Genomic DNA, 24,898 nt, shown 5'->3' with positions numbered 1-24,898 from the left:
CGGGCGTACCGTCGGCCCCAGCGGCCGTACCGACACCGTTCACTCCGGCACCATCCGCACTGGCACCACCCGCACTGGCACCACTCGCACTGGCACCAGCCGCACCGACAGCAGCCGACCGCCCCGTGCGGTCCGGCACCACGAGGGAGAGGGAACGCACGTGGAGTCACGCACCGGCTTCGCCGTCGGAGGCACGGCGCACGCCGAACCGGTCTCGGTGCCGGAGCTGCTCGCCCGCAGCCGTACGCTCTGCACTCCGCCGCTACGGGCCACCATCGCCCGTCTGGCCGCACCGATGGACATGGTCGCGGCGTACCACTTCGGCTGGATCGACCGGGACGGCACCCCGGTGGAGGGCGACGGCGGCAAGGCCGTACGGCCCGCGCTGGCCCTGCTGTCCGCCCAGGCCGCCGGTGCGGCGGCCGAGGTCGGGGTGCCCGGCGGGGTCGCGGTTGAACTGGTGCACAACTTCTCCCTCCTTCATGATGATCTGATGGACGGTGACGAGACTCGCCGGCACCGGGCCACCGCCTGGACGGTCTTCGGACCGGCCCAGGCGATCCTGGTCGGCGACGCTCTGGCGACGCTCGGCACGGAGGTGCTGCTCGACGCCGCGGTGACCGGCGGCGCGAGCCCCGCCGACGCCGCGCGGGCCGTCCGGTTGCTCACCACCGCGACCCGCCGCCTGATCGACGGCCAGGCGATGGACGTCGCCTTCGAACAGCGCGACAGCGTCACCGTCGCCGAATGCCTGGAGATGGAGGGCGGCAAGACGGCGGCCCTGCTGGCCGCCGCCTCGGCGATCGGCGCCGTCCTGGCCGGGGCCGACGACAAGGTCTCCGACGCGCTCCAGCGCTACGGCCACCACCTGGGCCTGGCCTTCCAGGCGGTGGACGACCTGCTGGGCATCTGGGGCGCGACCGAGGTCACCGGCAAGCCGCACTGGGGCGACCTGCGCCAGCGCAAGAAGTCCCTGCCGGTCGCCGCCGCCCTCGCCGAGGGCGGGGCCGCCTCGCGTCGGCTGGCCGAGCAGCTCGCGGACCCGAAGGGCCGGGGCGAGGAGAGCGAGCCCGAGCTGGCCGCCCGGGCCGCGCTGATCGAGGAGGCCGGCGGCAGGGCCTGGACCCAGGAGGAGGCCCGCCGCCAGCACACGACTGCCCTCGCCGCCCTGGACGAGGTGCCCATGTCCGACGGGGTGCGCGAGCACTTCGTCGCACTCGCCGAATTCGTGGTGGTACGAGAGAGGTGACGTTACGTTGACAGCAACCGCGGACGGCCGGCTCGACCCTGAGTACGATCCCGAGCCGGTCGCGGTGGGCGACCGCCCCCCGGCCCTGCTGGGCGCGGGGCGGTGGCAGCCCGAGGACACCGACCGGCCACGGCCGGCCGGTGAGGCGGACCGGCAGCCCGGCGACGCGCGCGAGGCCCTGGCGCGCGCCACCACCCACCTGCTCTCGCTGCAGTCCTCCGAGGGCTGGTGGAAGGGCGACCTCGAGACCAACGTCACCATGGACGCCGAGGACTTACTGCTCCGCCAGTTCCTGGGCATCAGGACGGAGGAGCTGACCCGGGCCACCGCCGAGTGGATCCGCTCCCAGCAGCGGGAGGACGGCACCTGGGCCACCTTCCACGGCGGGCCGGCCGAGCTGTCCACCACCGTCGAGGCGTACGTCGCCCTCAAGCTCGCCGGCGACGACCCCGACGCCCCGCACATGCTGGCCGCCGCGCGCTACGTCCGCTCCGCCGGGGGCATCGCGGCCGCCCGGGTCTTCACCCGGATCTGGCTCGCGCTCTTCGGCTGGTGGCCCTGGGAGCGGTTGCCCGAGATGCCACCCGAGATCATCTTCCTGCCCAAGTGGCTGCCGCTGAACATCTACGCCTTCGGCTGCTGGGCCCGCCAGACCATCGTCCCGCTGACCATCGTCTCGGCCCACCGCCCGGTCCGTCGGGCCCCCTTCGCGCTCACCGAGCTGCACACCGACCCGGACCACCCGTACCCCGACCGGCCGCTCGCCCCCGTCACCAGCTGGGACGGCATGTTCGAGCGCCTGGACAAGGTGCTGCACGCCTACCACCGCCGGGCCTTCCGGCCGCTGCGCCGACTCGCCGTCGCCCAGGCCTGCCGCTGGATCGTCGAGCGGCAGGAGGCCGACGGGTGCTGGGGCGGCATCCAGCCGCCGGCCGTCTACTCGCTGATCGCCCTGCACCTGGAGGGCTACGAGCTGGAGCACCCGGTGATGAAGGCCGGGCTCTCCTCCTTCGACCGCTTCACCGTGCACACCGAGGACGGCATGCGCTGGATGGAGGCCTGCCAGTCCCCGGTCTGGGACACCTGCCTGGCCACCATCGCGCTGGTCGACGCCGGCCTGCCGGCCGACCACCCGGCGTTGGTCTCCGCCGTCGACTGGATGCTCGGCGAGGAGATCCGCAAGCAGGGCGACTGGTCCGTCCAGCGGCCCGGGCTCCCGGCCGGCGGCTGGGCCTTCGAGTTCGAGAACGACACATACCCCGACATCGACGACACCGCCGAGGTGGTGCTGGCGCTGCGCCGGGTCGCCCACCCGGACCCGGCCAAGGTCGACGCCGCGGTGGACCGGGGCGTGCTGTGGAACCTCGGCATGCAGTCCAAGAACGGAGCCTGGGGCGCCTTCGACGTCGACAACACCAGCCTGCTGCCGAACAAGCTGCCGTTCTGCGACTTCGGCGAGGTGGTCGACCCGCCCTCCGCGGACGTCACCGCCCACGTGGTGGAGATGCTCGCCGAGACCGGCCGGGCCCGCGACCCGCGCACCCGGCGCGGCATCGAGTGGCTGTTGCGCAACCAGGAGGCGGACGGCTCCTGGTTCGGCCGCTGGGGCACCAACTACATCTACGGCACCGGCTCGGTGCTGCCCGCCCTGGTCGCGGCCGGCGTCCCGGACGAGCACCCGGCGATCCGCCGAGCCGTGCGCTGGCTGGAGGACCGGCAGAACGCCGACGGCGGGTGGGGCGAGGACATGCGCTCCTACGACGACCCGGCGCGCTGGGCCGGTCGCGGCGAATCCACCGCCTCGCAGACCGCGTGGGCGCTGATGGCGCTGCTCGCGGCCGGCGAGGGCCCGGAGGGCCGGGCCAACCCGGCGGCGGAGCGCGGGGTCGAGTGGCTGGTGCGCACCCAGCTGCCGGAAGGCACCTGGGACGAGCCGCAGTTCACCGGCACCGGCTTCCCGTGGGACTTCTCCATCAACTACCACCTGTACCGGCTGGTCTTCCCGGTCACCGCGCTCGGCCGCTACCTCAACGGCAGCCCCGGCATGGTGAAGCCCGGCGGCACCCCGGCGATCGGGGCCTCACGGTGACCACCGCCCCGCTGCTGGTGCTCTGCGCGCTGGGCCCCGAGGTGTGGGCCCTGCGCGGCGGGGACTGGCGCGGCGCGGCGGGCGGGCCACCGGTGCTGCTCCGCACCGGGGTCGGCCGGCGGCGCGCCGGGACGGCCGTGCGGCGGCTGCTCGGCTCCGCCCCGGGCTGCTACGGCGCGGTCGTGGTGGCCGGCTTCGGCGCCGCCGTCGGGCCGGGCGTCGCGCCGGGCGACGTGGTGGCCGCGGACGGCGTGCGCGACGCCGAGGGCCACCTCTACCCGGTCGACTCCGGGCCGGAGCTGGCCCGGGCGCTCAAGGAACAGGGCCTGACCGCGCACACCGGGGTGCACCACACCGCCGACCACGTGGTGCGCGGCATCGAGCGGCGCGCCCTGCACCTCCAGGGGGCGCTCGCCGTCGACATGGAGGCCGCCGCCGTCCTGGCCGCGCTGCGGGAGGTGCGCCCGGTGCTGCCCGTCGCCGTCCTGCGGGTGGTGGTGGACACCCCCGAGCACGAACTGCTGCGGCCGGGCACGCTGCCGGCCGGGGTGCGCGCCTGGCGGACCCTACGGGCGACGGTACCCGCCCTGGTCGACTGGTACCGGCAGGAGCCAGGCCCGCGCCCCGGCTCCGCAGACCTGAACCACCCCACATCCTCGACGCTCCCCCAGGAGGCGAGCTAGCCATGGCCATGCCGTTGCGCCAGACCGTGCGGGTCGGCACCTACCTGATGCAGCAGAAGCTGCTCAAGCGACGGGACAAGTTCCCGCTGATCGTCGAACTGGAACCGCTGTTCGCCTGCAACCTCGCCTGCGAGGGCTGCGGCAAGATCCAGCACCCGGCCGGCGTCCTCAAGCAGCGGATGCCCGTCGCCCAGGCGGTCGGCGCGGTCCTGGAGTCGGGTGCCCCGATGGTCTCGATCGCCGGCGGCGAGCCGCTGATGCACCCGCAGATCGACGAGATCGTCCGGCAGCTGGTGGAACGCCGCAAGTACGTCTTCCTCTGCACCAACGCGCTGCTGATGCGCAAGAAGATGGACAAGTTCAAGCCCTCGCCGTACTTCACCTTCGCGGTGCACATCGACGGCCTGCGCGAACGGCACGACGAGTCGGTGGCCAAGGAGGGCACCTTCGACGAGGCGGTGGCGGCGATCAAGGAGGCCAAGCGGCGCGGCTTCCGGGTCACCACCAACAGCACCTTCTTCAACACCGACACCGCGCAGACCGTCATCGACGTGCTGGACTTCCTCAACGACGAGCTGAAGGTCGACGAGATGATGATCTCCCCGGCCTACGCCTACGAGAAGGCCCCCGACCAGGAGCACTTCCTCGGCGTCGAACAGACCCGGGAGCTCTTCCGCAAAGCCTTCGCCGGCGGCAACCGCAAGCGCTGGCGCCTCAACCACAGCCCGCTCTTCCTGGACTTCCTGGAGGGCAAGGCCGACTTCGAGTGCACCCCCTGGGGCATCCCCAACTACTCGCTGTTCGGCTGGCAGCGGCCCTGCTACCTGATGGCCGACGGCTACGTGCCGACCTACCGGGAGCTGGTCGAGAAGACCGACTGGAGCAAGTACGGGCGCGGCAAGGACCCGCGCTGCGAGAACTGCATGGCCCACTGCGGCTACGAGCCGACCGCCGTCCTCGCCACCATGGGCTCGCTCCAGCAGTCGCTGCGCGCCATCACCGAGACCGTCAGCTCCAACCGCGGGCGCTGAGCCAGGGCCGGGCACCGCCCGTCCCGAAGCCGTCCCGCCCAGAGCTCCCGACCGGCCCGGGCCGTCGTGCCCGGGCCGGCCCCGCCCCCGCCGGGCGGAGGCACCACCGCACCACATCCGAGTCGTGAGGTGTACCCATGTCACTGCTCTCCCGCGTCACGTCCCCGGCCGAGCTGCGCAAGCTCCCGGCCACCGAACTGCCGCAGCTCGCCGACGAGATCCGCGACTTCCTGATCGACGCCGTCACCCGCACCGGCGGCCACCTCGGGCCCAACCTCGGCGTGGTGGAGCTCACCATCGCGCTGCACCGGGTCTTCGACTCGCCGTACGACCGGATCGTCTTCGACACCGGCCACCAGAGCTACGTCCACAAACTGCTCACCGGCCGGCAGGACTTCTCCAAGCTGCGGATGAAGGGCGGGCTGTCCGGCTACCCCTCGCGGGCCGAGTCCGAGCACGACCTGGTCGAGAACTCGCACGCCTCCACCGCGCTCTCGTACGCCGACGGGCTCGCCAAGGCCGCCCAGCTGCTCGGCCAGCACGACCGGCACACCGTCGCGGTGATCGGCGACGGCGCGCTCACCGGCGGGCTCGCCTGGGAGGCGCTCAACAACATCGCCGAGGCCCGCGAACGGCCGCTGGTCATCGTCGTCAACGACAACGAGCGCTCCTACGCCAGGACCGTCGGCGGCCTCGCCAACCACCTGGCCACCCTGCGCACCACCCAGGGCTACGAGCGCTTCCTCGCGCTCGGCAAGGAGGCGCTGCAGCGCACCCCGCTGGTCGGGCAGCCGATCTTCGACGCGCTGCACGGCGCCAAGAAGGGCTTCAAGGACGCCTTCGCGCCGCAGGGCATGTTCGAGGACCTCGGGCTCAAGTACCTCGGGCCGATCGACGGCCACGACCTGGGCGCGGTCGAACAGGCGCTGCGACAGGCCCGGAACTTCGGCGGCCCCGTCATCGTGCACTGCCTGACCGTCAAGGGGCGCGGCTACCGGCCCGCCGAGCAGGACGAGGCGGACCGCTTCCACGCCGTCAACCCGATCGACCCGTACACCTGCCTGCCGATCTCGCCCAGCGCCGGAGTCTCCTGGACCTCGGTGTTCGGCGAGGAACTGCTCGCGCTCGGCGCCGAGCGGCCCGACCTGGTGGCGATCACCGCGGCGATGCTCCAGCCGGTCGGACTGGCGCCCTTCGCCAAGGCGTACCCGGACCGGACCTTCGACGTCGGGATCGCCGAGCAGCACGCCGTCACCAGCGCGGCGGGTCTGGCCACCGGCGGGCTGCACCCCGTGGTGGCGGTGTACGCGACCTTCCTGAACCGGGCCTTCGACCAGGTGCTGATGGACGTCGCCCTGCACCGGCTGGGCGTCACCTTCGTGCTCGACCGCTCCGGGGTGACCGGCTCGGACGGGGCCTCGCACAACGGCATGTGGGACCTGTCGATCCTGCAGGTCGTCCCCGGGCTGCGGCTCGCCGCGCCGCGCGACGCCGAGCAGCTGCGGGCCCAGCTGCGCGAGGCCGCCGAGGTCGAGGACGCGCCGACCGTCATCCGCTTCCCCAAGGGCAACGTCGGGCCGGTGATCAAGGCGGTCGAGCGGATCGGCGGGACGGACGTGCTGCTGCGCACCGGACCGGCCCCGGAGATCCTGCTGGTCGCCGTCGGCGCCACCGCCTCCGCCTGCCTGGACGCCGCCCGGCTGCTGCTCGCCGAGGGCTTCACCGCGACCGTGGTCGACCCGCGCTGGGTCAAGCCGGTCGATCCGGCGCTGGCCGACCTCGCCGCCGCCCACCGGCTGGTGGTCACCGTCGAGGACAACGGCCGTACCGGGGGCGTCGGTTCGGCCGTCGCCCAGGCGCTGCGCGACGCCGACGTGGACGTCCCGGTCCGGGTGCTCGGCCTGCCGCAGGAGTTCCTCGGCCATGCCGCCCGCGGCGAGATCCTGGAGGAGGCCGGCCTGACCGGCACCGGGGTCGCGGCCCAGGCCGCCGTCTTCGCCAAGAACCTGCTACCGACCCGAGGAGCGAACCCGCGCCATGCCGGCTGACCCAGACCGCCCAGCCTTCGACCTCGCCGCCCTCCTCGCCGAACGCGGCGGTGAGCGTTACGAGTTGCACAGCCGCTACCTCAACCCGCAGCTGCCGCGGATGCTCCACACCATCGGCTTCGACAAGTACTACGAGCGCGCGGAGGGCCAGTACTTCTACGACGCCGAGGGCAACGAGTACCTCGACATGCTGGCCGGCTTCGGCATCTTCGCGCTCGGTCGGCACCACCCGGCGGTGCGCTCGGCGGTCCAGCAGGTGATGGACCTCGACCTGCCGGACCTGGTCCGTTTCGACTGCTCGCCGCTGCCCGGACTGCTGGCCGAGCGGCTGCTGTCGTACGCGCCCGGGCTGGACCGGGTGTTCTTCGGCAACAGCGGCACCGAGGCGGTGGAGACCGCGCTGAAGTTCGCCCGGTACGCCACCGGCCGCAAGCGCGTCCTCTACGCCGACCACGCCTTCCACGGGCTGACCACCGGCTCGCTGTCGGTCAACGGGGAGGGCGGCTTCCGCAAGGGCTTCGACCCGCTGCTGCCGGACACCGCCATCCCGCTGGGCGACATCGGGGCGCTGGCCAAGGAGCTGAAGCGCGGGGACGTCGCGGCGCTGATCGTCGAGCCGATCCAGGGCAAGGGCGTCCAGGCGCCGCCGCCCGGCTGGCTGCGGGCCGCCCAGGCGCTGCTGCACGAGCACAAGGCGCTGCTGATCTGCGACGAGGTGCAGACCGGGATCGGCCGCACCGGCGAGTTCTTCGCCTACCAGCACGAGGAGGGCGTGCTGCCCGACCTGGTGTGCGCGGCCAAGGCGCTCTCCGGCGGGTACGTGCCGATCGGGGCGACGCTCGGCAAGAGCTGGATCTTCGAGAAGGTGTACTCCTCGATGGACCGGGTGCTGGTGCACTCGGCCAGCTTCGGGTCCAACGCCCAGGCGATGGCGGCCGGGCTGGCGACCCTGGAGGTGATGCGCGAGGAGAAGGTGGTCGAGAACGCCCGGCAGGTCGGCGACCGGTTCCGGGAGCGGCTGGCGGCGCTGATCGACCGGTACGAGCTGCTCGCCGAGGTGCGCGGCCGCGGGCTGATGATCGGCATCGAGTTCGGCCGGCCCAAGTCGCTGAAGCTGCGCACCGGTTGGACGGCCCTGCAGGCGGCGCGCAAGGGGCTGTTCGCGCAGATGGTGGTCGTTCCGCTGCTGCAGCGGCACCGGATCCTGACCCAGGTGTCCGGGGATCACCTGGAGGTGATCAAGCTGATCCCGCCGCTGATCATCACCGATCGGGACGTGGACCGGTTCGTCGACGCGTTCACCGAGATCATGGACGAGGCGCACCGGGGGAACGGCCTGATGTGGGACTTCGGGCGGACGCTGGTGAAGCAGGCGGTGGGCAACCGCTGACGCTGCGCGGAGTGGGAAGTCGGACGGGCCGACTTCCCACTCCGTGGGAGACACCGCGTCAGAGCTCGGTCCGGCGGCGCCGGACGACCACCACGAGATCGACGACGGCGAACAGGGTGAGCAACCCGAGGGCGATCGCGAAGCCGGTGAGGGTGCCCCGGCTGGGCGCGCCGTCCACCGGGGAGGAGGCCGCCCACAGTGCGAAGCCCGCCGTCCCCAGTGCGAACAGCGGGGTGAAGGTCAGCGAGAGCAGGTAGCGGAGCTTGAGGTCGCTGCGGGCGGTGGCCGGCTCGGTGCCGCTGCGCCACCGTCGCCGCGGGGTCGTGGTGCGCATGCTCGTTCACCTCCGGGCCGCGCGAGTGGGGGCTACGATTCCAGCGTACGTCCGAGGGGGAGAGCCGGGGAGGCACGATGACGGGGTCGGACGCCGGGGGCGCGGGCACCGCGGGGGAGGACGCCGAGGGCTACGCGGGCCTGCGGATCGAGCGGGCCCGGGAGCTCGCCCGGCGGCACGGCTGGGCCTCGGTCCGGGTGCTGGAGCCGGGGCAGCTGATGACCATGGAGTACCGGGAGGGGCGGCTGAACCTCACGGTGCGGAACGGGGTGGTCGAGCGGAGCTGGGAGGGGTAGGCCCCGGCTGTGTGGTGTCCTCGGTGCTCGCGGTGTGTGGGCGCTCTGGGTGTGCTGGTGCCCTGGGTGCGCTCAGCGGGCTCAGCGGGCGAATCGTCGGTGGAGTCGCTGCTCGGCGACGGCGATCAGCGGTTCCAGCAGGGGCAGCGAGAGCAGGACCAGCAGTCCGGCCGCCCAGCCGGCCAGTACGTCGGAGACCCAGTGGGTGCCCAGGTAGACCGTGGTCAGGCCGATCGAGCAGGCGGTGGCGGCGGCGACCACGGTGCCGGTGCGCCGCCAGCGGACCGCGAGGTAGGCGAGCACACCCCAGGTGACCACGGCGTTGGCGGTGTGGCCGGAGGGGAAGATGGTCCCGCCGGAGAACAGCTCGGGCGAGCCGACGTACTGGGCGTAGTGCGGGCCGAGCCGGCCGGTGATGATCTTGACCGCGCCGACCGTGACGTTGAGCAGCAGCAGGGCGACGCCCATCACCAGCAGCGGGCGCAGCCGGCCGAGGCGGTGGGCGCGCCAGAGGAGCCAGGCGAAGGCGGCGATGGCGCTGGGGCCGCGCTGCCCGGCGACCACCCAGGTGTTGAGCAGCGGCTCCAGGCTGGGCCACCGGTCGTAGGGGCGCAGCAGCCGGACCGACCAGTCGAGGTCGACCAGGTCGGTGTTGAGCAGGACGCCGGCCAGCACCAGGAGGTAGGCGGCGAGGGTGGCGGCGAACAGGGCGGCCCGGCGGCGGCTCATCGGGGGCCAGCCCGGTCCGCCGGGGTCGGTCGCGCCGGGCGCATGTTTGGCCGGGCCGGGCACACGTTTGGTCAGGCCGGGGGCGAGGTCGGGAGCACGGTCGGGGTCCGGCAGTTCCCGACGGTCGGCGCTGCGGCGTTCCGGCCCCTGGCGCGGAATGCGAGCGGCGGTACTTCTGGATTGCACGGGGTGACCATACCCATCCGGCCGAGGCTATTCCGAAGGGAATTGTCATTTTCCCGGGAAATCGACAATTGGGTCGGCGCCGGGTGGCCCGGGGAGTGATTTCCAGTATTCCAGGATCGAATGCCAGTGTGGTCTTCGAATGATTCTTCAAAAGCCCCGGTAAAGAAAACGGAGTGGGAGGCCGGTTCGCCCGGCTTCCCACTCCGTGGTAACCCTGTGTAGGTTCCGTGCTCAGTCGAGGGGGCCGCCCGCGACGTAGATCACCTGGCCGGACACGAAGCCGGCTCCCTCGCCGGCCAGGAAGGCGATGGTGTTGGCGACGTCCTCGGGCTCGCCGACCCGCTGGACCGGGATCTGGGAGGCCGCAGCCCGCTTGAAGTCCTCGAAGTCCATGCCGACCCGGGCCGCGGTGGCCGCTGTCATGTCCGTGGCGATGAAGCCGGGGGCGACCGCGTTGGCGGTGATGCCGAACTTGCCCAGCTCGATGGCCAAAGTCTTGGTGAAGCCCTGCAGACCGGCCTTGGCGGCCGAGTAGTTGGCCTGGCCGCGGTTGCCCTGGGCGGATGAGGAGGACAGGTTGACGATGCGGCCGAAACCGGCGTCGACCATGTGCTTCTGCACCGCGCGGGTCATCAGGAAGGCTCCGCGCAGGTGCACGTTCATGACCGTGTCCCAGTCGGACTCGGACATCTTGAAGAGCAGGTTGTCGCGGAGTACGCCCGCGTTGTTGACCAGCACGACCGGGGCGCCCAACTCGGCGACCACGCGGTCGACGGCGGCCTGGACCTGCTCGGCGTCCGAGACGTCGGCGCCGACGGCCAGCGCCCGCCCGCCGGCGGCGGTGATCCGGTCGACGGTGTCCTTGCCGGCGGCCTCGTCCAGGTCCAGGACGGCCACCGCGTAGCCGTCGGCGGCCAGTCGGACGGCGGTGGCGGCGCCGAGGCCGCGGGCGGCGCCGGTGACGACGGCGACCCGGGGGGCGGTGCTCTGCTCGGTCATGCTCGCTCTCGTCTCTCTCGGGGGTGCCTCCGGGGGAGTGCCCCCGGAGAGGGTGCCCATACCCTACCGGCGAGTAGGGGAGGCGACCAGGGTGGAGAGACGCAGGTGACGGTCGGTAAGGACCGACCGGTCGGCTTTCTGCTGAGAACGGGTTACTGCACGAGTGTGGCAGCGCGTAAATATGCCAATGTTGCCGAACCTGCGTCTACTATCCGCCCCTGCCTGCCAGCAAGGGCCAGCCGTTTGTATAGTGTCCGCCAGCAGCCACCGGCTGCACGGCTGGAGCGCCCTCCCTCATAGCTGGACGCCCACTCGCCGTTACTGCCCCACCCGGGTGTCCCACACACACCGGGTGTGACATCGGGACGGATACATGGTGCTGGGGGAGATCCCGACAACCCGCGTGTCCGCGCGACTGCAGCAGTCGCCCGGACACCTCATTCGCGTTGCACAGCAGGTTCACACCCGGCTGTGGTCGGAGCACGTCGGAGCCGATCTCACGGCTCCGCAGTTCGCGGTCCTGCTGGTGCTCGCCCTCGAACCGGGCGCGGACCAGCGGACCGTCGGCGAGCGTGCCTCGCTCGACAAGGCCACGATGGCGGAGATGGTCGCGCGGCTGGTCCGCCGCGGCCTCGTGCTGCGAAGGCGTGACCCGGCCGACGGCCGGCGCAAGCTGCTCGCCCTCTCGCAGAGCGGCGCCCAGGCGGTTCGCGAGGCCACCGGTGGTGTGGTCCGCGTCCAGCGGGTGCTGTTCGAGCCGCTCACGCCGGACGAGCAGGTCGAGATCGTCCGGGTGATGGCCAAGATAGCCAGGCTGGAACCCGCGGCGGTCGCCGTGTTCACCGACGCCCGGCCGATACTGGACGCCCAGCGGGCGATCGGCTACCTGATCAGGGTCGGCCAGCAGGTGCACACCAAGCTCTGGTCCGAGCACGTCGGTGCGGAGCTGACGGCTCCGCAGTACGCCGTGCTGGACGCGCTGGAGCTGGAGCCGGGCGCGGACCAGCGCACGGTCGGCGAGCTGGCCTCGCTGGACAAGGCCACGATGGCCGAGATGGTCAGCCGACTGGTGCGCCGCGGTCTGGTGCAGCGCCGGCGCGACCCCTCGGACGGGCGGCGCAACCTGCTCTCGCTGTCGCCGGCGGGTCAGGACCTGCTGCACCGCTCGGCCGCCGGGGTGGCCGAAGTCCAGCGGCTGCTGCTCGCGCCGCTGGCGGAGGAGGAGCACGAGATGGCACTCGCGCTCATCGCCAAGGCGGGCAGGCTCTAGCCCAAGCTTTGGTAACAACAGCCAAAACGATTCACCAAAGTTCCTGGCGCTCACGGCCGTCGGCATCGGCCGATCGTTGACGTCGGTGAATCCGGACACACCGAAGTGCCGCTCGTCCCTGCGGGGAACGAGCGGTACTTCGATATGACCGACACTCAGGAATGTCGTTGTCGGGGGCGCCGGGCCTGATCGGTCGGCGCCCCCACGGCGTCCGTCAGTTCCAGTCGAACCCCTGCGGGTCCGGCCCGATCCGCTTGCCGGTGGCGACGCCGGCGATCGCCGCGATGTCCTCGGCGTCCAGCTCGAAGCCGGTGACGTCGAGGTTCTCCCGGATGCGCGACGGGGTGACCGACTTCGGGATGGCGATCACGCCGCTCTGCAGGTGCCAGCGGAGCACCACCTGGGCGACCGTGCGGCCGTGCTTCTCGGCGACCTTCGCCAGCGCCGGCTCGGCGAGCAGCTCCCCGCCCTGGCCCAGCGGGCTCCAGGCCTCGGTGGCGATGCCGTGCTCGGCGTGGAAGGCGCGCAGCTCCTCCTGCGGGAAGTACGGGTGCAGCTCGACCTGGTTCAGCACCGGGACGACCGAGGCCTCGTCCAGCAGGCGGGTCAGCTGCTCGGTGCCGAAGTTGGAGACGCCGATCGACTTGACCCGGCCGCCCTCCTTCAGCTGCTCCAGGGCCTTCCAGACGTTCAGGAAGGTGCCGTGCATCGGGCGCGGCCAGTGGATCAGGTACAGGTCGAGGTAGTCGAGGCCGAGCTTCTCCAACGAGGCGTCGAACTCGCGCAGCACCGCGTCGCGGCCCTGCTCGCCGGACCAGTCGCGGGTGCCGGAGTTCCACAGCTTGGTGGTGACGTAGAGGTCCTCGCGGGCGAGGCCGCCCTCCAGTGCCTCGGTGATGGCCGCGCCGGTGCCGGCCTCGTTCTCGTAGATCGCCGCGGTGTCGATCGAGCGGTAGCCCGCTTCGATCGCCGTGCGCACGGCGGGGGTGGCCTGGGCGTCCTCGACCTGCCACACGCCGAAGCCGAGCTGGGGGATCTTCGCGCCGTCGTTCAGGGTGACGCTGGGGATGTTGCTCACGGGGAAGGGGTGCCTTCCTGGTCGTCCGTTGGTTCCAGAGGGGGCAACTGGTGCCCCGGCACGATTGTTCCCGCCGTTCGGGCGAATCTTTGGCGAAGCTTTACGACGGCGTGGCGTGCGCCGGAGCCGTACCGCGGGGCCGTGCGCGGGGGTGACCGCGGGGTGGCGGGAGCGGGGCGGCGGAAAACCTGTTGCGCGGGTCACACCGGGCTTGGCAGGCTCGCAGACATGACCTCCTGAGACCCGGGTCCTTCGTGCCCGTCCCCCGCCCGTCCGGCGCCCCCACCGGACGCGTCGACGTCGCCGTGCCGGTGCGCCGCACGTCCTGTGCCCGTTCCAGTGCGTGAGCGGGGCGGCCCCTCCGTACGGCCCGCGCGAGTTGATGCGTGGCCGGCTCCGGTGACTCCGCGCCTTCCGCACGTCCTGCACACCTTGCACATCCCGCTCCTCCCGCTCCTCCCGCTCCTCCCGCACCCTTCGCATCGGAGTGTCATGCCGCTCACCCCCCTGCCGCTGGGCGACCCCGGCAGTCCCGACCTCTCCTCACCCCTGGCCTTCCTGCGCTGGCTGCAGCGCGCCCAGCGGCGCGGTCAGATCCGTGCCACCTGCTGGGCGCTGGTCGAGATGGGCGCCCAGGCCGCGCTGCCGATACCGCTCGGGCACGGCGTGCAGGCCGTCGTCGACGGCGACGCCGGCGGGATCTGGCGGGCCGGCGCGCTCGCGCTGCTGCTGTCCGCCACCGCGTCGGTCGGCACCGTGCTGCTGCACCGGCAGGCGGTCTGGAACTGGATCCACGCGGCCTGCCACGTACGGCAGTTGGTGGCCGGGCAGGCCTCGCACCTCGGCGCCGGGCTGTCCCGGCGGATCGCCACCGGCGAGGTGGTCGCGGTCGGCAGCGGGGACGTCGAACGGATCGGCTGGTACGTCGAACTGGTGGCCCGGGTGCGGGCCGCGGTGATCGTCTGGCTGGCCGTCAGCGCGGTGGTGCTGGTGGTCGAGCCGGTGCTCGGGATCGGGGTGCTGCTCGGCGTCCCGGTGCTGGCCGCCTCGGTCTGGCCGCTGATCGGTCCGTTCGAGCGGCGCTACGAGAAACAGCGCGAACTCGGCGGCAAGGCCACCGAGCTGGCCGCCGACACCGTCGCCGGACTGCGGGTGCTGCGCGGGATCGGCGGCGAGGAACTGTTCCTGGAGCGGTACCGGGCGGCCTCCCAGAAGGTCCGCTCGGCGGCGGTGCGCTCGGCCCGGCTGTGGTCCCTGATGCAGGCCCAACAGGTGCTGCTGCCGGGCCTGTTCGTGGTCGGGGTGACGTGGTACGGCGCCCGGCTGGCGGCCTCCGGGGAGCTCGGCGTGGGCACCCTGATCGCGGTGTACGGCGCGACGGCCTTCCTGGCCGCGCCGCTGCGGATCCTGGGCGAGGCCGCGCACGCCTGGAGCGTCGCCCGGGTCTCCGCCGGACGGGCCGTGCGGGTGCTCTCGCTCACCCGGACCAGCGGCTCGGCCGAGGGCACGCTGACCCGGCCGGGCCGGTCCGACCTGCACGACCCGGCCACCGGACTGACCGCCCGGGCCGGTGAACTGACCGCGGTGGTCTGCGGGGACCCGGACGTCGCCGGGGCGCTCGCCGAGCGGCTCGGCGGCCACGTCCCGTCGGCCGAGGGCGAGCCGGAACTGCCCTCCGTCCGGCTCGGCGGCACCGAACTGGACACCGTGCCGCTGGCCGAGGCCAGAGCGGCGGTGCTGGTCCACGACAAGGAGCCGGTGCTGCTCTCCGGCACGCTGGCCGAACTGCTGGACATCCCGTCCTCCGGGCGGGTCCCGGTGGCCGAGGCGCTTGCCGCGGCCCGCTCCGAGGATGTGCTGGAGGCACTGGTGGACGGCTCGCCGGAGTGCGCGGGCGACCCGATGCTCGCCCGGATCACCGAACGCGGGCGCTCGCTCTCCGGCGGGCAGCGCCAGCGGCTCGCCCTGGCCCGCGCGCTGCTGGCCGACCCGCCGGTGCTGGTGCTGGACGAGCCCACCAGCGCGGTGGACGCCCACACCGAGTCCCGGATCGCCACCGGCTTGCGGGACACCCGGGCGGGGCGCACCACCGTGGTGTTCGCGACCAGCCCGCTGCTGCTGGACCAGGCGGACCGGGTGGTGCTGCTGCGCGGGGGCCGGGCGGTGGCGGCCGGTCGGCACCGCGACCTGATGCGCACCGAGCCGGCCTACCGGGCCGTGGTCACCCGGGACGAGGAGGCCGCGCAGGTGGAGGAGGCCGCGCAGGTATGAGCGCCGCCGTCGAGCCTGCCGTCGACTCCGGCGTCGAGCCCGCCGTCAACCGTCCGACCCCGTACGTGAGGAGCACGTCATGAAGCCCCCCGTCCATCAGGAGCAGGGGCCGGCCACCACCCTGCCGGTCGGCTCCCCGGCCGCCGTGCGGCGGTACCTGGGGGTGTTGGCGCGCCGCCACCGGGGCGGGTTCGCCGCAGTGGTCTCGCTGCACTCGATGGCCACCCTGGCCGGGCTGGTCGGGCCCTGGGTGCTCGGCAGCCTGGTCGAATCGCTGGCCACCGGCACCGCCGGGGCCACCATCGCGGTGGCGGTCGGCTGGTACCTGCTGGCGCTGGCGGTGCAGTCCGCCTTCACCGGCTGGTCCCGGATGCGCGGCGCGGTGCTCGGCGAGCGGGTGCTGGCCGACCTGCGGGAGGACTTCCTGGTCCGCTCGGTGGCGCTGCCGACCGGGGTGCTGGAGCGGGCCGGCACCGGGGACCTGGTCTCCCGGGGGACCACCGACATCGACCGGCTGGACAAGTCGGTGCGCGAGGCCGTTCCCGAACTCGCCGTCGCGGTGGTGTCGTTGCTGCTGGTGCTGGGCGCCCTGCTGGTCACCTCGCCGCTGCTCGCGCTGACCTCGCTGGTCGGGCTGCCGCTGCTGCTGGTCAGCTCCCGCTGGTACTTCCGGCGCGCGCCGCAGTCCTACCGCAACGAGTCGGCCGGGTACGCGGCGGTCAGCAACGTGCTGGCCGAGACGGTGGACGCCGGGCGGACGGTCGAGGCGCTGCGGCTGGGGGAGCAGAGGGTCCGGCTGACGGACCGCAAGCTGGGCGAGTGGCTGGCCTGGGAGCGCTACACCCTGTGGCTGCGTTCGGTCTGGTTCCCGACCATCGACGCGGTCTACACCTCGGCGGTGCTGGCCACCCTAGTGGTCGGCGGGCTGTTCACCCTCAAGGGCTGGCTCACCGTCGGTCAGTTGACCACCGGCGTGCTGTACGCCCAGATGCTGACCGGCCCGGTGGACCTGATCCTGCGCTGGTACGACGAGCTGCAGATCGGACAGGCCTCGCTGGCCCGGCTGGTCGGCGTGCACGAGGTGCCGGAGCACGAGGGCGACGAGTCGGCCCGTCCGGACGGTCGCCGGGTCGAGGCCCGGGACGTCCGCTTCGGCTACCGGGAGGGCGCGGACGTGCTGCACGGGATCAGCCTGGACGTCGCCCCGGGCAGCCGGGTGGCGCTGGTCGGGCCGTCCGGGGCGGGCAAGTCCACCCTCGGGCGGCTGCTGGCCGGGATCTACGCGCCCGGGCGCGGCAGCGTCACCCTCGGCGGGGCGGCGCTGTCCCGGATGCCGGCCGAGCGGGTGCGGTCCGAGGTCGCCCTGGTCAACCAGGAGCACCACGTGTTCGTCGGCACCCTGCGGGACAACCTGCGCCTGGCCGCGCCCGAGGCGGACGACACCGAACTGCGGGCCGCGCTGGACGCGGTGGACGCCGGGGCCTGGGTGGACGCCCTCCCGGAGGGGCTGGACACCGAGGTCGGCTCCGGCGGCACCTCGCTGACCCCGCCGCAGGCCCAGCAACTCGCCCTGGCCCGACTGGTGCTGGCCGACCCGCACACCCTGGTGCTCGACGAGGCCACCTCGCTGCTGGACCCGAGGGCCGCCCGGCACCTGGAGCGCTCGCTGTCCCGGGTGCTGGAGGGACGGACGGTCATCGCCATCGCCCACCGGCTGCACACCGCGCACGACGCGGACGTGATCGCCGTGGTCGAGGGCGGGCGGATCAGCGAGTACGGCAGCCACCCGGAGCTGGTCGCGGCCGGCGGCCCGTACGCGGCGCTCTGGCGCTCCTGGAGGGACGAACGCTAGGGCCTTTCCGGCGGATCCTGCCGGGCCGGCGCTCCGGTGGGTGCGGCAGTGTAACGGGGGTTCGAAACCCGTACGGGGTCGGATTGCCCCGTGCGGGTTACTCCTTTGCCCGGAAGGGCGCGTAGCCGGGCAAATCGTCACCCCGGCCAGCAGACTGCTCCGGTGACCAAGATTTCAGACGGCTCATCCCGGCCCCAGCGCGGCGAGATCGGCGGGATCCCCACGCGGTACATCGGGATCGGCGTCATCGTCGTCCTCGCGGTGTGGTTCCTGTTCGCCAACCTCGACAAGGTCAAGATCCAGTTCTGGGTGTTCACCGTGACCGCGCCGCTCTGGATCGCGCTGCTGGCGACGCTGGTCGCCGGCGGCGTACTGGGCTGGCTGCTGAAGGGACGGCGCGCCCGGTGACCACCACCCCTGAACCGGCCCGGAGCGGGTCCTCCGCCTTCACGCCGCTGATCGAGCTGCGCGGGGTCAACAAGCACTTCGGTGAGCTGCACGTGCTGCAGGACATCGAGCTGACGGTCGGTCGCGGCGAGGTCGTCGTGGTGATCGGACCGTCCGGCTCCGGCAAGTCCACCCTCTGCCGGGCGATCAACCGGCTGGAGCCGATCGAGCGCGGCACCATCCTGATCGACGGCCAGCCGCTGCCCGGGGAGGGCAAGGGGCTGGCCAGGCTGCGCGCCGAGGTCGGCATGGTGTTCCAGTCCTTCAACCTGTTCGCGCACAAGACCGTGCTGCAGAACGTCTCGCTCGCCCAGACCAAGGTCCGGGGCCGCGCGAAGCCTGAGGCCGACGCCAAGTCCCGCGCGCTGCTGGAGCGGGTCGGACTGGCCGCGCAGGCCGAGAAGTACCCGGCCCAGCTCTCCGGCGGCCAGCAGCAGCGGGTCGCGATCGCCCGCGCGCTGGCGATGGACCCCAAGGCACTGCTGTTCGACGAGCCGACCTCGGCGCTCGACCCCGAGATGATCAACGAGGTGCTGGACGTGATGCGCCAGCTCGCGAGCGAGGGCATGACGATGGTCGTGGTCACCCACGAGATGGGCTTCGCCCGGGCCTCGGCGAACCGGGTGGTGTTCATGGCCGACGGCCGGATCGTCGAGGACCGCGCCCCGGAGGCGTTCTTCAGCGCCCCCGAGAGCGAGCGCGCCCGGGACTTCCTGTCCAAGATCCTGAAGCACTGAGGACGGCGCAGTGAAACCCATGACGACGCTCGCCGCGCGGGCGCGCGGACGCCTGGCCGTCGCCCTGCTGCTCGCCGTGCTGGCGACCGGCTGCGGCAAGGCCGGTACCCCGCCGCCCAAGGGGCCCCAGCCCAGCGCGCTGCCCAGCTACCAGGTGCAGGACGCCTCCGCGATCACCGGCTCGCCGACCCTGGACGCCGCCCGCAACCGGGGCCACCTGGTGGTCGGCGCCAAGGAGGACCAGCCGTACCTGGGCCAGAAGAACCCGGCCACCGGCGTGTACTCCGGCTTCGACATCGAGATCGCCAAGATGGTCGGCGCCTCGCTCGGCTTCCCGCCGGAGAAGATCCAGTTCAAGACCATCGCCTCGGCCAACCGCGAGACGGCGCTGCAGAACGGCCAGGTGGACTACTACGTCGGCACGTACACCATCAACGACAACCGCAAGAAGCTGGTCGGCTTCGCCGGGCCGTACTTCGTCGCCGGGCAGTCGCTGCTGGTGCGCAAGAACGACAACAGCATCCACGGCCCGCAGGACCTGAACGGCAAGAAGGTCTGCTCGGCGGCCGGCTCGACGCCGTACCAGCGGATCCAGTCGCAGTACCCGAAGGCACACCTGATCGGCTACGACACCTACTCGGCCTGCGTGGACAACCTGATCACCGGCCAGGTGGACGCCGTCACCACCGACAACGCGATCCTGCTGGGCTACGCGGCCAAGGTGCCGGACGAACTCAAGGTGGTGGGTCCGCTGTTCTCGACCGAGCCGTACGGGATCGGCACCCCCAAGAACGACACCGTGCTGCGCGGGGCGCTGAACGACGCGCTGGCGCACCACGAGCAGAACGGGGACTGGAAGAAGGCCTTCGACGCGACCCTCGGCCTGTCCGGGGAGCCCGCGCCCACCCCGCCGACGATCAACCGGTACTGAGAGGGCCGCGCCGTGAAAACGCTGACCGACAACTGGTCGACCTACTGGGACGGCTTCCTCGGCACGCTCTCGCTGTTCGCGGTGAGCGCCGTGCTGTCACTGGTGCTGGGCGTGCTGATCGCGGGGTTCCGGGTCTCGCCCGTCCGGCCGCTGCGGGTGTTCGGGACGGTGTGGGTGACGCTGCTGCGCAACACGCCGCTGACCCTGCTGTTCTTCATCGTGGTGCTGGGGCTGCCCCGGTTCAACATCACCCTGCCCTTCTACACCTTCGCCGTGCTCGCGCTCGGCTGCTACACCTCGGCCTTCGTCTGCGAGTCGATGCGCTCGGGCATCAACACCGTGCCGACCGGCCAGGGCGAGGCGGCCCGCAGCCTGGGCATGAGCTTCGGGCAGACGATGGGCCTGGTGGTGCTGCCGCAGGCGTACCGCTCGGTGGTGGCGCCGCTCGGCAGTGTGATGATCGCGCTGGCGAAGAACACGGCGATCGCCGGTTCGTTCAGCGTCACCGAACTCCTGGGCACCTACCGGACCATCAACGAGCTGGGCTACAGCATCATCTGGACCTTCCTCTGGATCGCCGTCGGCTACCTGATCATCACCCTGGCCATCAGCGCCGTCTTCAACCTGCTGGAACGACGAGTGGCGGTGTCCCGATGACGGTCGAATCCTCGGCGCTGTACGACATCCCCGGCCCGAAGGCGCTGGCCCGGCACCGGCTGTACGGCGGGATCGCGCTGCTGCTGATCGCGGCGCTGATCGGCTGGGTCGTCTACATGCTGTTCCACACCCACCAGTTCACCTACGCCAAGTGGGAGCCCTTCGAGTACCGGGGCGTGCAGGACCTGCTGCTGCGCGGGCTGGGCAACACCCTGCAGGCCTTCGGCTGGACGGTGCTGTTCGCGCTGCCGTTCGGCGCGCTGTTCGCGGCGGGGCGGCTGTCCGACCACCGGCCGGTGCGCTGGGTCGCCACGCTGGTGGTGGAGTTCTTCCGGGCCATGCCGCTGCTGGTGATGATCTTCTTTATCTTCGTCGCCCTCAAGGTGCAGCCGCTGTGGGCGCTGGTGGCCGGGCTGGTGCTCTACAACGGCTCGGTGCTGGCCGAGGTGTTCCGGGCCGGCGTGCTCGCGGTTCCCAAGGGGCAGCGGGAGGCGGCGTACGCGCTGGGCATGCGCAAGACCCAGGTGATGGCGTACGTGCTGGTGCCGCAGGCCAACCGGGCGATGCTGCCGGCCATCATCAGCCAGCTGGTGGTCGCGCTCAAGGACACCTCGCTCGGGTTCCTGATCACCTTCGAGGAGTTCCTGCACGCGGGCAAGCTGATCGCCACCAACCTGGACTACGACCTGCCGTTCATCCCGGTGGTGATGGTGATCGCGCCGATCTACATCGGGATGTGTCTGCTGCTGTCCTGGCTCGCCCGCTGGGTCGAGCGGCGCAGCCGGCGCAGCCCGAGCGTGCGGGGCGGGGCGCCGGTGGCCAAGGCGGGGGTGGCGATGGGGTTGCCGCCGTCGGCGCAGTCGTGAGCGGTGGGCCTCCCGGCGGGAGGGGGAGGCCGGGGCGGAACCTGCGGGGCGGGCAGTCCGGGGCGGGCCTGTGGGTGGGGACGCTGGTGCGGGACTGAACCATAGGTGCGGATGAGGTCGAAGCCGAGACCTCCAAATTCCTCTTATGATTGCGAGGGCAGGCGGCAGACGACCGGGCGGAGGGGCCATGGAGCCGGTGTTCGACTCGCGGCACATCAGGACGTTCCACGAAGTCGTCCGCGCCGGTTCCTATTCGGCGGCGGCCCGGGAGCTCGGCTACACCCAGCCCGCCATCACCCAGCAGATGAAGGCCCTCGAACGCACCGTCGGCGTCCCGCTGTTCACCCGCGCCGGGCGCGGACTGCGGCTCACCGAGGCGGGCGAGGCGCTCTCCCGGCACGCCGAGCTGATCCTCGGCAGCCTCTCCGCCGCCCAGCAGCAGCTCGCCGCGCTCGCCCGGCTGCGGGCCGGGCGGGTGCGGGTCTGCGCCTTCCCCAGCGCCAACGCCACCCTGATACCCGAGGCGATGGCCCGGCTGCTCGCCGAGCACCCGGGCGTCCGGGTCGAGCTGCTGGAGGCCGAGCCGCCGGACTCCGTCCAGCGGCTGCTGCGCGGGGAGTGCGACATCGCGCTGGCCTTCCGCTATCCCGGCCAGGCGACCGAGGTGCCGGACGGCCTGGACGAGATCCCGTTGATGGAGGACCTGCTCACCGTGCTGCTGCCGGTCGGGCACCCGCTCGGCCGCCGGCACGCCGTCCGGCTGGTCGACCTCGACGGCGAGCGCTGGATCGCCGGCTGCCCGCGCTGCCGGGCCAACCTGCTGCACGTCTGCGCGGAGGAGGGCTTCGCGCCGGACATCGTGTTCTCCACCGACGACAACCTCGCGGTACAGAGCCTGGTCGCCGCCGGGGTCGGGATCGCGCTGATGCCCGCGCTGGTGCTCTCCTTCATGTGCCACCGCAAGGTCACCGGGCGGGCCGTCGAGCCGCACCTGCGGCGGCAGGTGAGCGCGTACGTCCTGCGCGAGCACCGGCGGATCCCGGCCACCGGGCTGGTGCTCGACCACCTGCGGCAGGCGGCGGCGAGCCGGGTCGGGTGCTGAACCGGGGCTCGCACCCATAAGCAGGTATGGGGGTAATGCTTAAGAACCCTCCTTGGACGTGATAGGTCACTAGGTCCCAACCTGCTGGTATGACACCCCCAGCCACGGTCGGCAGCGACCGGCTCACCGAGCGGATGACCGCGCTGGTCAGTGAGATCCGCGCTGTCGTGGACCGCGGACTGCCCCCCGAACTCACCGCGTACCTGGTCGGCGAACGCCTCGCCCCGCACCTGCACGCCACCGCCGACGGGCCCGACGCGCTGCTCACCCCCGCCCAGCGCGAGGGCGACCCGCAGCGCTACCGCCAGCACGTCCTGCACGCCGAGGCCGACGGCAGCTTCTCCGTCGTCGCCCTGGTCTGGCTGCCCGGCCAGCACACCCCGATCCACGACCATGTCTCCTGGTGCGTGGCCGGCGTCCACCAGGGCCAGGAGAGCGAGACCCGCTACCGGCTGGTCTCCGACGGGCGCAGCTCTCGACTGGTCGAGACCGAGCACGTGGCCGGCCCGGCCGGGACGGTCGCCGCCTTCGCCCCGCCCGGCGACATCCACCTGGTGCGCAACGCGTGCGGCAGCACCGCCATCTCCATCCATGTGTACGGCGCGGACGTCTCGCGGCTCGGCACCAGCATCCGGCGGGTCTACCAGCTGCCCGCGGACCAGGAGCGGTGAGCGGCGGCGTGTCACTGACCCTCCGGGAGCGGGCCACCCGCACCCGCCCACTTCCCCCGCTCGGCGGGGACGCCCCCGGCCTGCTGCTCGCGGCGGTCGGGGTGGCCGCCGCGATCGCCGTCCACGCGGCCGTCCCGGCCGTGCCCAAGCTCACCGCCGCCGTCGTGCTCGGCATGGCGGCGGCCCATCTGCCCGGGCTGCGCCCGGTGGTCCGCGGGGTCGCCAGGCCCGGGCTGTCCACCGCCGGGAAGCGGCTGATGCGGCTCGGGATCGTGCTGCTCGGGCTCAAGCTCAGCCTGAACGACGTGCTCGGCCTCGGCTGGGCCACCGTCGCCATGGTGCTCACCGTGGTCTCCGCCACCTTCGCCGGCACGATGTGGCTCGGCCGGAAGCTCGGACTGCCCGGGGACCAGCCGCTGCTGGTCGCCACCGGCTACTCGATCTGCGGGGCCTCGGCGATCGGCGCGGTCAGCCAGGCGGCCGGCAGCGAGGAGGAGGACGTCGCCTCCTCGGTCGCGCTGGTCACCCTGTGCGGGACGCTGGCGATCGCCGTACTGCCGCTGCTGCAACACCCGCTGGGGCTCGGTGAGATCGAGTTCGGGCGCTGGGTCGGGGCGAGCGTGCACGACGTGGGGCAGGTGGTCGCCACCGCGCAGACCGGCGGGCCCGGCGCGCTGCGTGAGGCCGTGCTGGTCAAGCTGATGCGGGTGGTGCTGCTGGCACCGCTGGTCGCGGGCGTGGCGGTGGTGGCGCGGCGCAACCTGCGCCCTGCGCGCGCGGGTGCCGTGGACGGTGTCGCGGGTGAGGCCGGTGCGGGCGGTGGGGCGAAGGCCGGCAGCCGGCCGCCGATCGTGCCGCTGTTCGTCGCCGGGTTCCTGGCGATGATCGTGCTGCGGACCACCGGGGTGCTGCCCGACCGGGCGCTCACCCTGGCCGGGGACGCGCAGGAACTGCTGCTGGCCGCCGCGCTGTTCGGGCTCGGCAGTGCGGTGCACCTGCCGACCATGGCGCGGACCGGCGGGCGGATCGCGCTGCTCGGCCTCGGCTCGTGGGTGGTCGTCGCGGGCGTGTCGTACGCGGGGGTGCTGATCACGACCTGACGGGGGCGGCGTGCGGGCGGGCCGGGCCCCTTCGTGGGCCCGGCTCGTTCCGGCCCGGCTCGTTCGCGGGCCCGGCCGCCGCGGACTCGGTTATTGTCGGGCGGGTGATCGTCCCTACGGGGACGAGCCAGTTGCCGAGTCAGTCGAGGAGGATGCATGACCACCGCACTGCCCGAACGGGACGGCCACGAGGCCGTCGTCACGCTCGACCGGCGGGAGGGCCCGTACGGCGAGGTGGTACTGCGGCAGCGCGGACGGCACCACGAGATCATCGCCAACGGCTGCTTCCTGATGGACACCGCGGACGGGCGCTCCGAGCGGCTGCTGGTCCAGGCGGCGCTGGACGAGCTGGACCGCACCGGGGAGGGCGTGGCCGCGCCGTCGGTGCTGATCGGCGGGCTCGGGGTCGGCTTCTCGCTCGCGTACGCGGTGGCCGAGCCGCGCTGGGGGCGGATCGCGGTCGTCGAGCGGGAGAGCGCGATCATCGAGTGGCACCGCTCCGGCCCGCTGGGCGCCTACTCGGCCGGTGCGCTGGACGACGAGCGGGTCGCGGTGCTCCACACCGACCTGCTGGAGTACCTGGCGGCGGCCGACGGTGAGCGCTACCACGCGCTGTGCCTGGACATCGACAACGGGCCGGACTGGACCGTCACCGACTCCAACTCCGGTCTCTACGGGGCCGACGGGCTCGCCGTGCTGTGGCACCGGCTGCAGCCGGGCGGGGTGCTGGCGGTGTGGAGCGCCCAGCCGTCGCCGGACTTCGAGGAGGCGCTGCGGGCCGCCGGGTTCTCGGACGTCGTCACCCGGGAGATCCCGGTCAGCCGGGGGGTGCCGGACGTGGTGCACCTGGCGCGGCGCGGCGGCTGAACGGGCTTGCCGCTC

General features: G+C 72.6%; 23 protein-coding genes. 19 read left to right on the top strand and 4 right to left on the bottom strand.

Annotation, left to right across the window (positions count from 1 at the left end; all coding sequences use genetic code 11):
* The first annotated feature begins 160 nt into the window (after positions 1-160).
* The 6 genes from ACZ47G_RS36660 to ACZ47G_RS36635 all read left to right on the top strand — a co-directional run bounded on the left by ACZ47G_RS36660 (position 161) and on the right by ACZ47G_RS36635 (position 8,490).
* Entirely contained in the window at positions 161-1,249 is a 1,089-nt protein-coding gene (locus ACZ47G_RS36660) for a polyprenyl synthetase family protein (protein WP_465750339.1), read from the top strand.
* Positions 1,250-1,256: 7 nt separating this feature from the next.
* A complete protein-coding gene (shc, locus tag ACZ47G_RS36655; protein ID WP_465750337.1) occupies positions 1,257-3,338 on the top strand; it encodes a squalene--hopene cyclase in 2,082 nt (693 codons plus the stop codon).
* A complete protein-coding gene (locus tag ACZ47G_RS36650) occupies positions 3,335-4,021 on the top strand; it encodes a 5'-methylthioadenosine/S-adenosylhomocysteine nucleosidase family protein (RefSeq protein ID WP_465750335.1) in 687 nt (228 codons plus the stop codon). The genes shc and ACZ47G_RS36650 overlap by 4 nt, the downstream gene beginning before the upstream one ends.
* A 2-nt stretch (positions 4,022-4,023) precedes the next feature.
* The gene (hpnH, locus tag ACZ47G_RS36645; RefSeq protein WP_380453238.1) at positions 4,024-5,052 is read left to right on the top strand and encodes an adenosyl-hopene transferase HpnH; all 1,029 of its coding nucleotides are present in this window, start codon (positions 4,024-4,026) and stop codon (positions 5,050-5,052) included.
* Positions 5,053-5,189: 137 nt separating this feature from the next.
* Positions 5,190-7,100 (top strand): 1-deoxy-D-xylulose-5-phosphate synthase, encoded by a 1,911-nt coding sequence (gene dxs / locus ACZ47G_RS36640; protein WP_465750333.1) that lies wholly within the window; start codon positions 5,190-5,192, stop codon positions 7,098-7,100.
* Positions 7,090-8,490, top strand: coding sequence for an aspartate aminotransferase family protein (locus ACZ47G_RS36635; protein ID WP_465750331.1), 1,401 nt, complete (start codon positions 7,090-7,092; stop codon positions 8,488-8,490). Before dxs ends, ACZ47G_RS36635 begins: the two co-directional genes overlap by 11 nt.
* Before the next feature lie 58 nt (positions 8,491-8,548).
* Here ACZ47G_RS36635 and ACZ47G_RS36630 read toward each other — a convergent pair whose 3' ends face one another.
* Complete coding sequence (locus tag ACZ47G_RS36630; RefSeq protein WP_465750328.1) at positions 8,549-8,824, bottom strand: DUF6343 family protein; 276 nt, start codon at positions 8,822-8,824, stop codon at positions 8,549-8,551.
* A 77-nt stretch (positions 8,825-8,901) separates the two neighbouring features.
* Here ACZ47G_RS36630 and ACZ47G_RS36625 point away from each other — a divergent pair, with 77 nt between their 5' ends.
* Positions 8,902-9,120, top strand: a complete 219-nt coding sequence (locus ACZ47G_RS36625; RefSeq protein ID WP_465750326.1) for an I78 family peptidase inhibitor — start codon at positions 8,902-8,904, stop codon at positions 9,118-9,120.
* Between the two features lie 81 nt (positions 9,121-9,201).
* Here the strand turns inward: ACZ47G_RS36625 and ACZ47G_RS36620 are convergent, their stop codons facing one another.
* A complete protein-coding gene (locus ACZ47G_RS36620; RefSeq protein ID WP_465750324.1) occupies positions 9,202-10,035 on the bottom strand; it encodes a phosphatase PAP2 family protein in 834 nt (277 codons plus the stop codon).
* A 231-nt stretch (positions 10,036-10,266) separates the two neighbouring features.
* The gene (gene fabG / locus ACZ47G_RS36615) at positions 10,267-11,034 is read right to left on the bottom strand and encodes a 3-oxoacyl-ACP reductase FabG (RefSeq protein ID WP_380453228.1); all 768 of its coding nucleotides are present in this window, start codon (positions 11,032-11,034) and stop codon (positions 10,267-10,269) included.
* Positions 11,035-11,437: 403 nt separating this feature from the next.
* Here fabG and ACZ47G_RS36610 point away from each other — a divergent pair, with 403 nt between their 5' ends.
* Positions 11,438-12,304: a MarR family winged helix-turn-helix transcriptional regulator gene (locus tag ACZ47G_RS36610; RefSeq protein ID WP_380453226.1), complete on the top strand. Its 867-nt coding sequence runs from the start codon at positions 11,438-11,440 to the stop codon at positions 12,302-12,304.
* A gap of 214 nt (positions 12,305-12,518) precedes the next feature.
* Here ACZ47G_RS36610 and ACZ47G_RS36605 read toward each other — a convergent pair whose 3' ends face one another.
* Positions 12,519-13,382, bottom strand: coding sequence for an aldo/keto reductase (locus ACZ47G_RS36605; protein WP_465750321.1), 864 nt, complete (start codon positions 13,380-13,382; stop codon positions 12,519-12,521).
* 492 nt (positions 13,383-13,874) lie between these two features.
* Between ACZ47G_RS36605 and ACZ47G_RS36600 the strand changes: the two genes are divergently transcribed.
* From ACZ47G_RS36600 to ACZ47G_RS36550, 11 genes are all read left to right on the top strand, one after another.
* Positions 13,875-15,653, top strand: a complete 1,779-nt coding sequence (locus ACZ47G_RS36600; protein ID WP_465750319.1) for an ABC transporter transmembrane domain-containing protein — start codon at positions 13,875-13,877, stop codon at positions 15,651-15,653.
* Positions 15,654-15,732: 79 nt separating this feature from the next.
* Positions 15,733-17,505: an ABC transporter ATP-binding protein gene (locus ACZ47G_RS36595; protein ID WP_465750317.1), complete on the top strand. Its 1,773-nt coding sequence runs from the start codon at positions 15,733-15,735 to the stop codon at positions 17,503-17,505.
* A 162-nt stretch (positions 17,506-17,667) separates the two neighbouring features.
* Positions 17,668-17,913 carry a lipopolysaccharide assembly protein LapA domain-containing protein gene (locus ACZ47G_RS36590; RefSeq protein ID WP_465750315.1) on the top strand — a complete coding sequence of 82 codons (246 nt, stop codon included), beginning with the start codon at positions 17,668-17,670 and terminating at the stop codon, positions 17,911-17,913.
* Positions 17,910-18,689, top strand: coding sequence for an amino acid ABC transporter ATP-binding protein (locus ACZ47G_RS36585; RefSeq protein ID WP_465750313.1), 780 nt, complete (start codon positions 17,910-17,912; stop codon positions 18,687-18,689). The genes ACZ47G_RS36590 and ACZ47G_RS36585 overlap by 4 nt, the downstream gene beginning before the upstream one ends.
* Before the next feature lie 19 nt (positions 18,690-18,708).
* Entirely contained in the window at positions 18,709-19,620 is a 912-nt protein-coding gene (locus ACZ47G_RS36580; RefSeq protein WP_465750311.1) for a glutamate ABC transporter substrate-binding protein, read from the top strand.
* Between the two features lie 12 nt (positions 19,621-19,632).
* On the top strand, positions 19,633-20,277 hold the full coding sequence (locus tag ACZ47G_RS36575) for an amino acid ABC transporter permease (protein ID WP_465750309.1): 645 nt from the start codon (positions 19,633-19,635) through the stop codon (positions 20,275-20,277).
* The gene (locus tag ACZ47G_RS36570; RefSeq protein ID WP_465750307.1) at positions 20,274-21,143 is read left to right on the top strand and encodes an amino acid ABC transporter permease; all 870 of its coding nucleotides are present in this window, start codon (positions 20,274-20,276) and stop codon (positions 21,141-21,143) included. Before ACZ47G_RS36575 ends, ACZ47G_RS36570 begins: the two co-directional genes overlap by 4 nt.
* 196 nt (positions 21,144-21,339) lie before the next feature.
* Positions 21,340-22,245 carry a LysR family transcriptional regulator gene (locus tag ACZ47G_RS36565; RefSeq protein ID WP_380453304.1) on the top strand — a complete coding sequence of 302 codons (906 nt, stop codon included), beginning with the start codon at positions 21,340-21,342 and terminating at the stop codon, positions 22,243-22,245.
* A gap of 89 nt (positions 22,246-22,334) precedes the next feature.
* Positions 22,335-22,916 carry a cysteine dioxygenase family protein gene (locus ACZ47G_RS36560; RefSeq protein ID WP_465750305.1) on the top strand — a complete coding sequence of 194 codons (582 nt, stop codon included), beginning with the start codon at positions 22,335-22,337 and terminating at the stop codon, positions 22,914-22,916.
* 14 nt (positions 22,917-22,930) lie between these two features.
* Complete coding sequence (locus ACZ47G_RS36555) at positions 22,931-24,016, top strand: YeiH family protein (RefSeq protein ID WP_465750370.1); 1,086 nt, start codon at positions 22,931-22,933, stop codon at positions 24,014-24,016.
* Positions 24,017-24,172: 156 nt separating this feature from the next.
* Complete coding sequence (locus tag ACZ47G_RS36550) at positions 24,173-24,883, top strand: spermidine synthase family protein (protein ID WP_465750303.1); 711 nt, start codon at positions 24,173-24,175, stop codon at positions 24,881-24,883.
* Positions 24,884-24,898: the final 15 nt, after the last annotated feature.

It is taken from the genome of Kitasatospora sp. NPDC030952 (assembly GCF_055571335.1).
Note: the sequence above shows the minus strand (reverse complement) of the source record. Positions and strands in the feature narration are given on the sequence as shown.

Excerpts from the sequence above, each read along its gene's own strand:
- ACZ47G_RS36630 (WP_465750328.1), bottom strand. The coding sequence starts at position 8,824 with ATGCGCACCACGACCCCGCGGCGACGGTGGCGCAGCGGCACCGAGCCG.
- hpnH (WP_380453238.1), top strand. The coding sequence starts at position 4,024 with ATGGCCATGCCGTTGCGCCAGACCGTGCGGGTCGGCACCTACCTGATG.
- ACZ47G_RS36595 (WP_465750317.1), top strand. The coding sequence starts at position 15,733 with ATGAAGCCCCCCGTCCATCAGGAGCAGGGGCCGGCCACCACCCTGCCG.
- ACZ47G_RS36625 (WP_465750326.1), top strand. The coding sequence starts at position 8,902 with ATGACGGGGTCGGACGCCGGGGGCGCGGGCACCGCGGGGGAGGACGCC.
- ACZ47G_RS36635 (WP_465750331.1), top strand. The coding sequence starts at position 7,090 with ATGCCGGCTGACCCAGACCGCCCAGCCTTCGACCTCGCCGCCCTCCTC.
- ACZ47G_RS36600 (WP_465750319.1), top strand. The coding sequence starts at position 13,875 with ATGCCGCTCACCCCCCTGCCGCTGGGCGACCCCGGCAGTCCCGACCTC.
- fabG (WP_380453228.1), bottom strand. The coding sequence starts at position 11,034 with ATGACCGAGCAGAGCACCGCCCCCCGGGTCGCCGTCGTCACCGGCGCC.
- ACZ47G_RS36580 (WP_465750311.1), top strand. The coding sequence starts at position 18,709 with ATGACGACGCTCGCCGCGCGGGCGCGCGGACGCCTGGCCGTCGCCCTG.
- ACZ47G_RS36560 (WP_465750305.1), top strand. The coding sequence starts at position 22,335 with ATGACACCCCCAGCCACGGTCGGCAGCGACCGGCTCACCGAGCGGATG.
- ACZ47G_RS36570 (WP_465750307.1), top strand. The coding sequence starts at position 20,274 with ATGACGGTCGAATCCTCGGCGCTGTACGACATCCCCGGCCCGAAGGCG.
- dxs (WP_465750333.1), top strand. The coding sequence starts at position 5,190 with ATGTCACTGCTCTCCCGCGTCACGTCCCCGGCCGAGCTGCGCAAGCTC.
- ACZ47G_RS36550 (WP_465750303.1), top strand. The coding sequence starts at position 24,173 with ATGACCACCGCACTGCCCGAACGGGACGGCCACGAGGCCGTCGTCACG.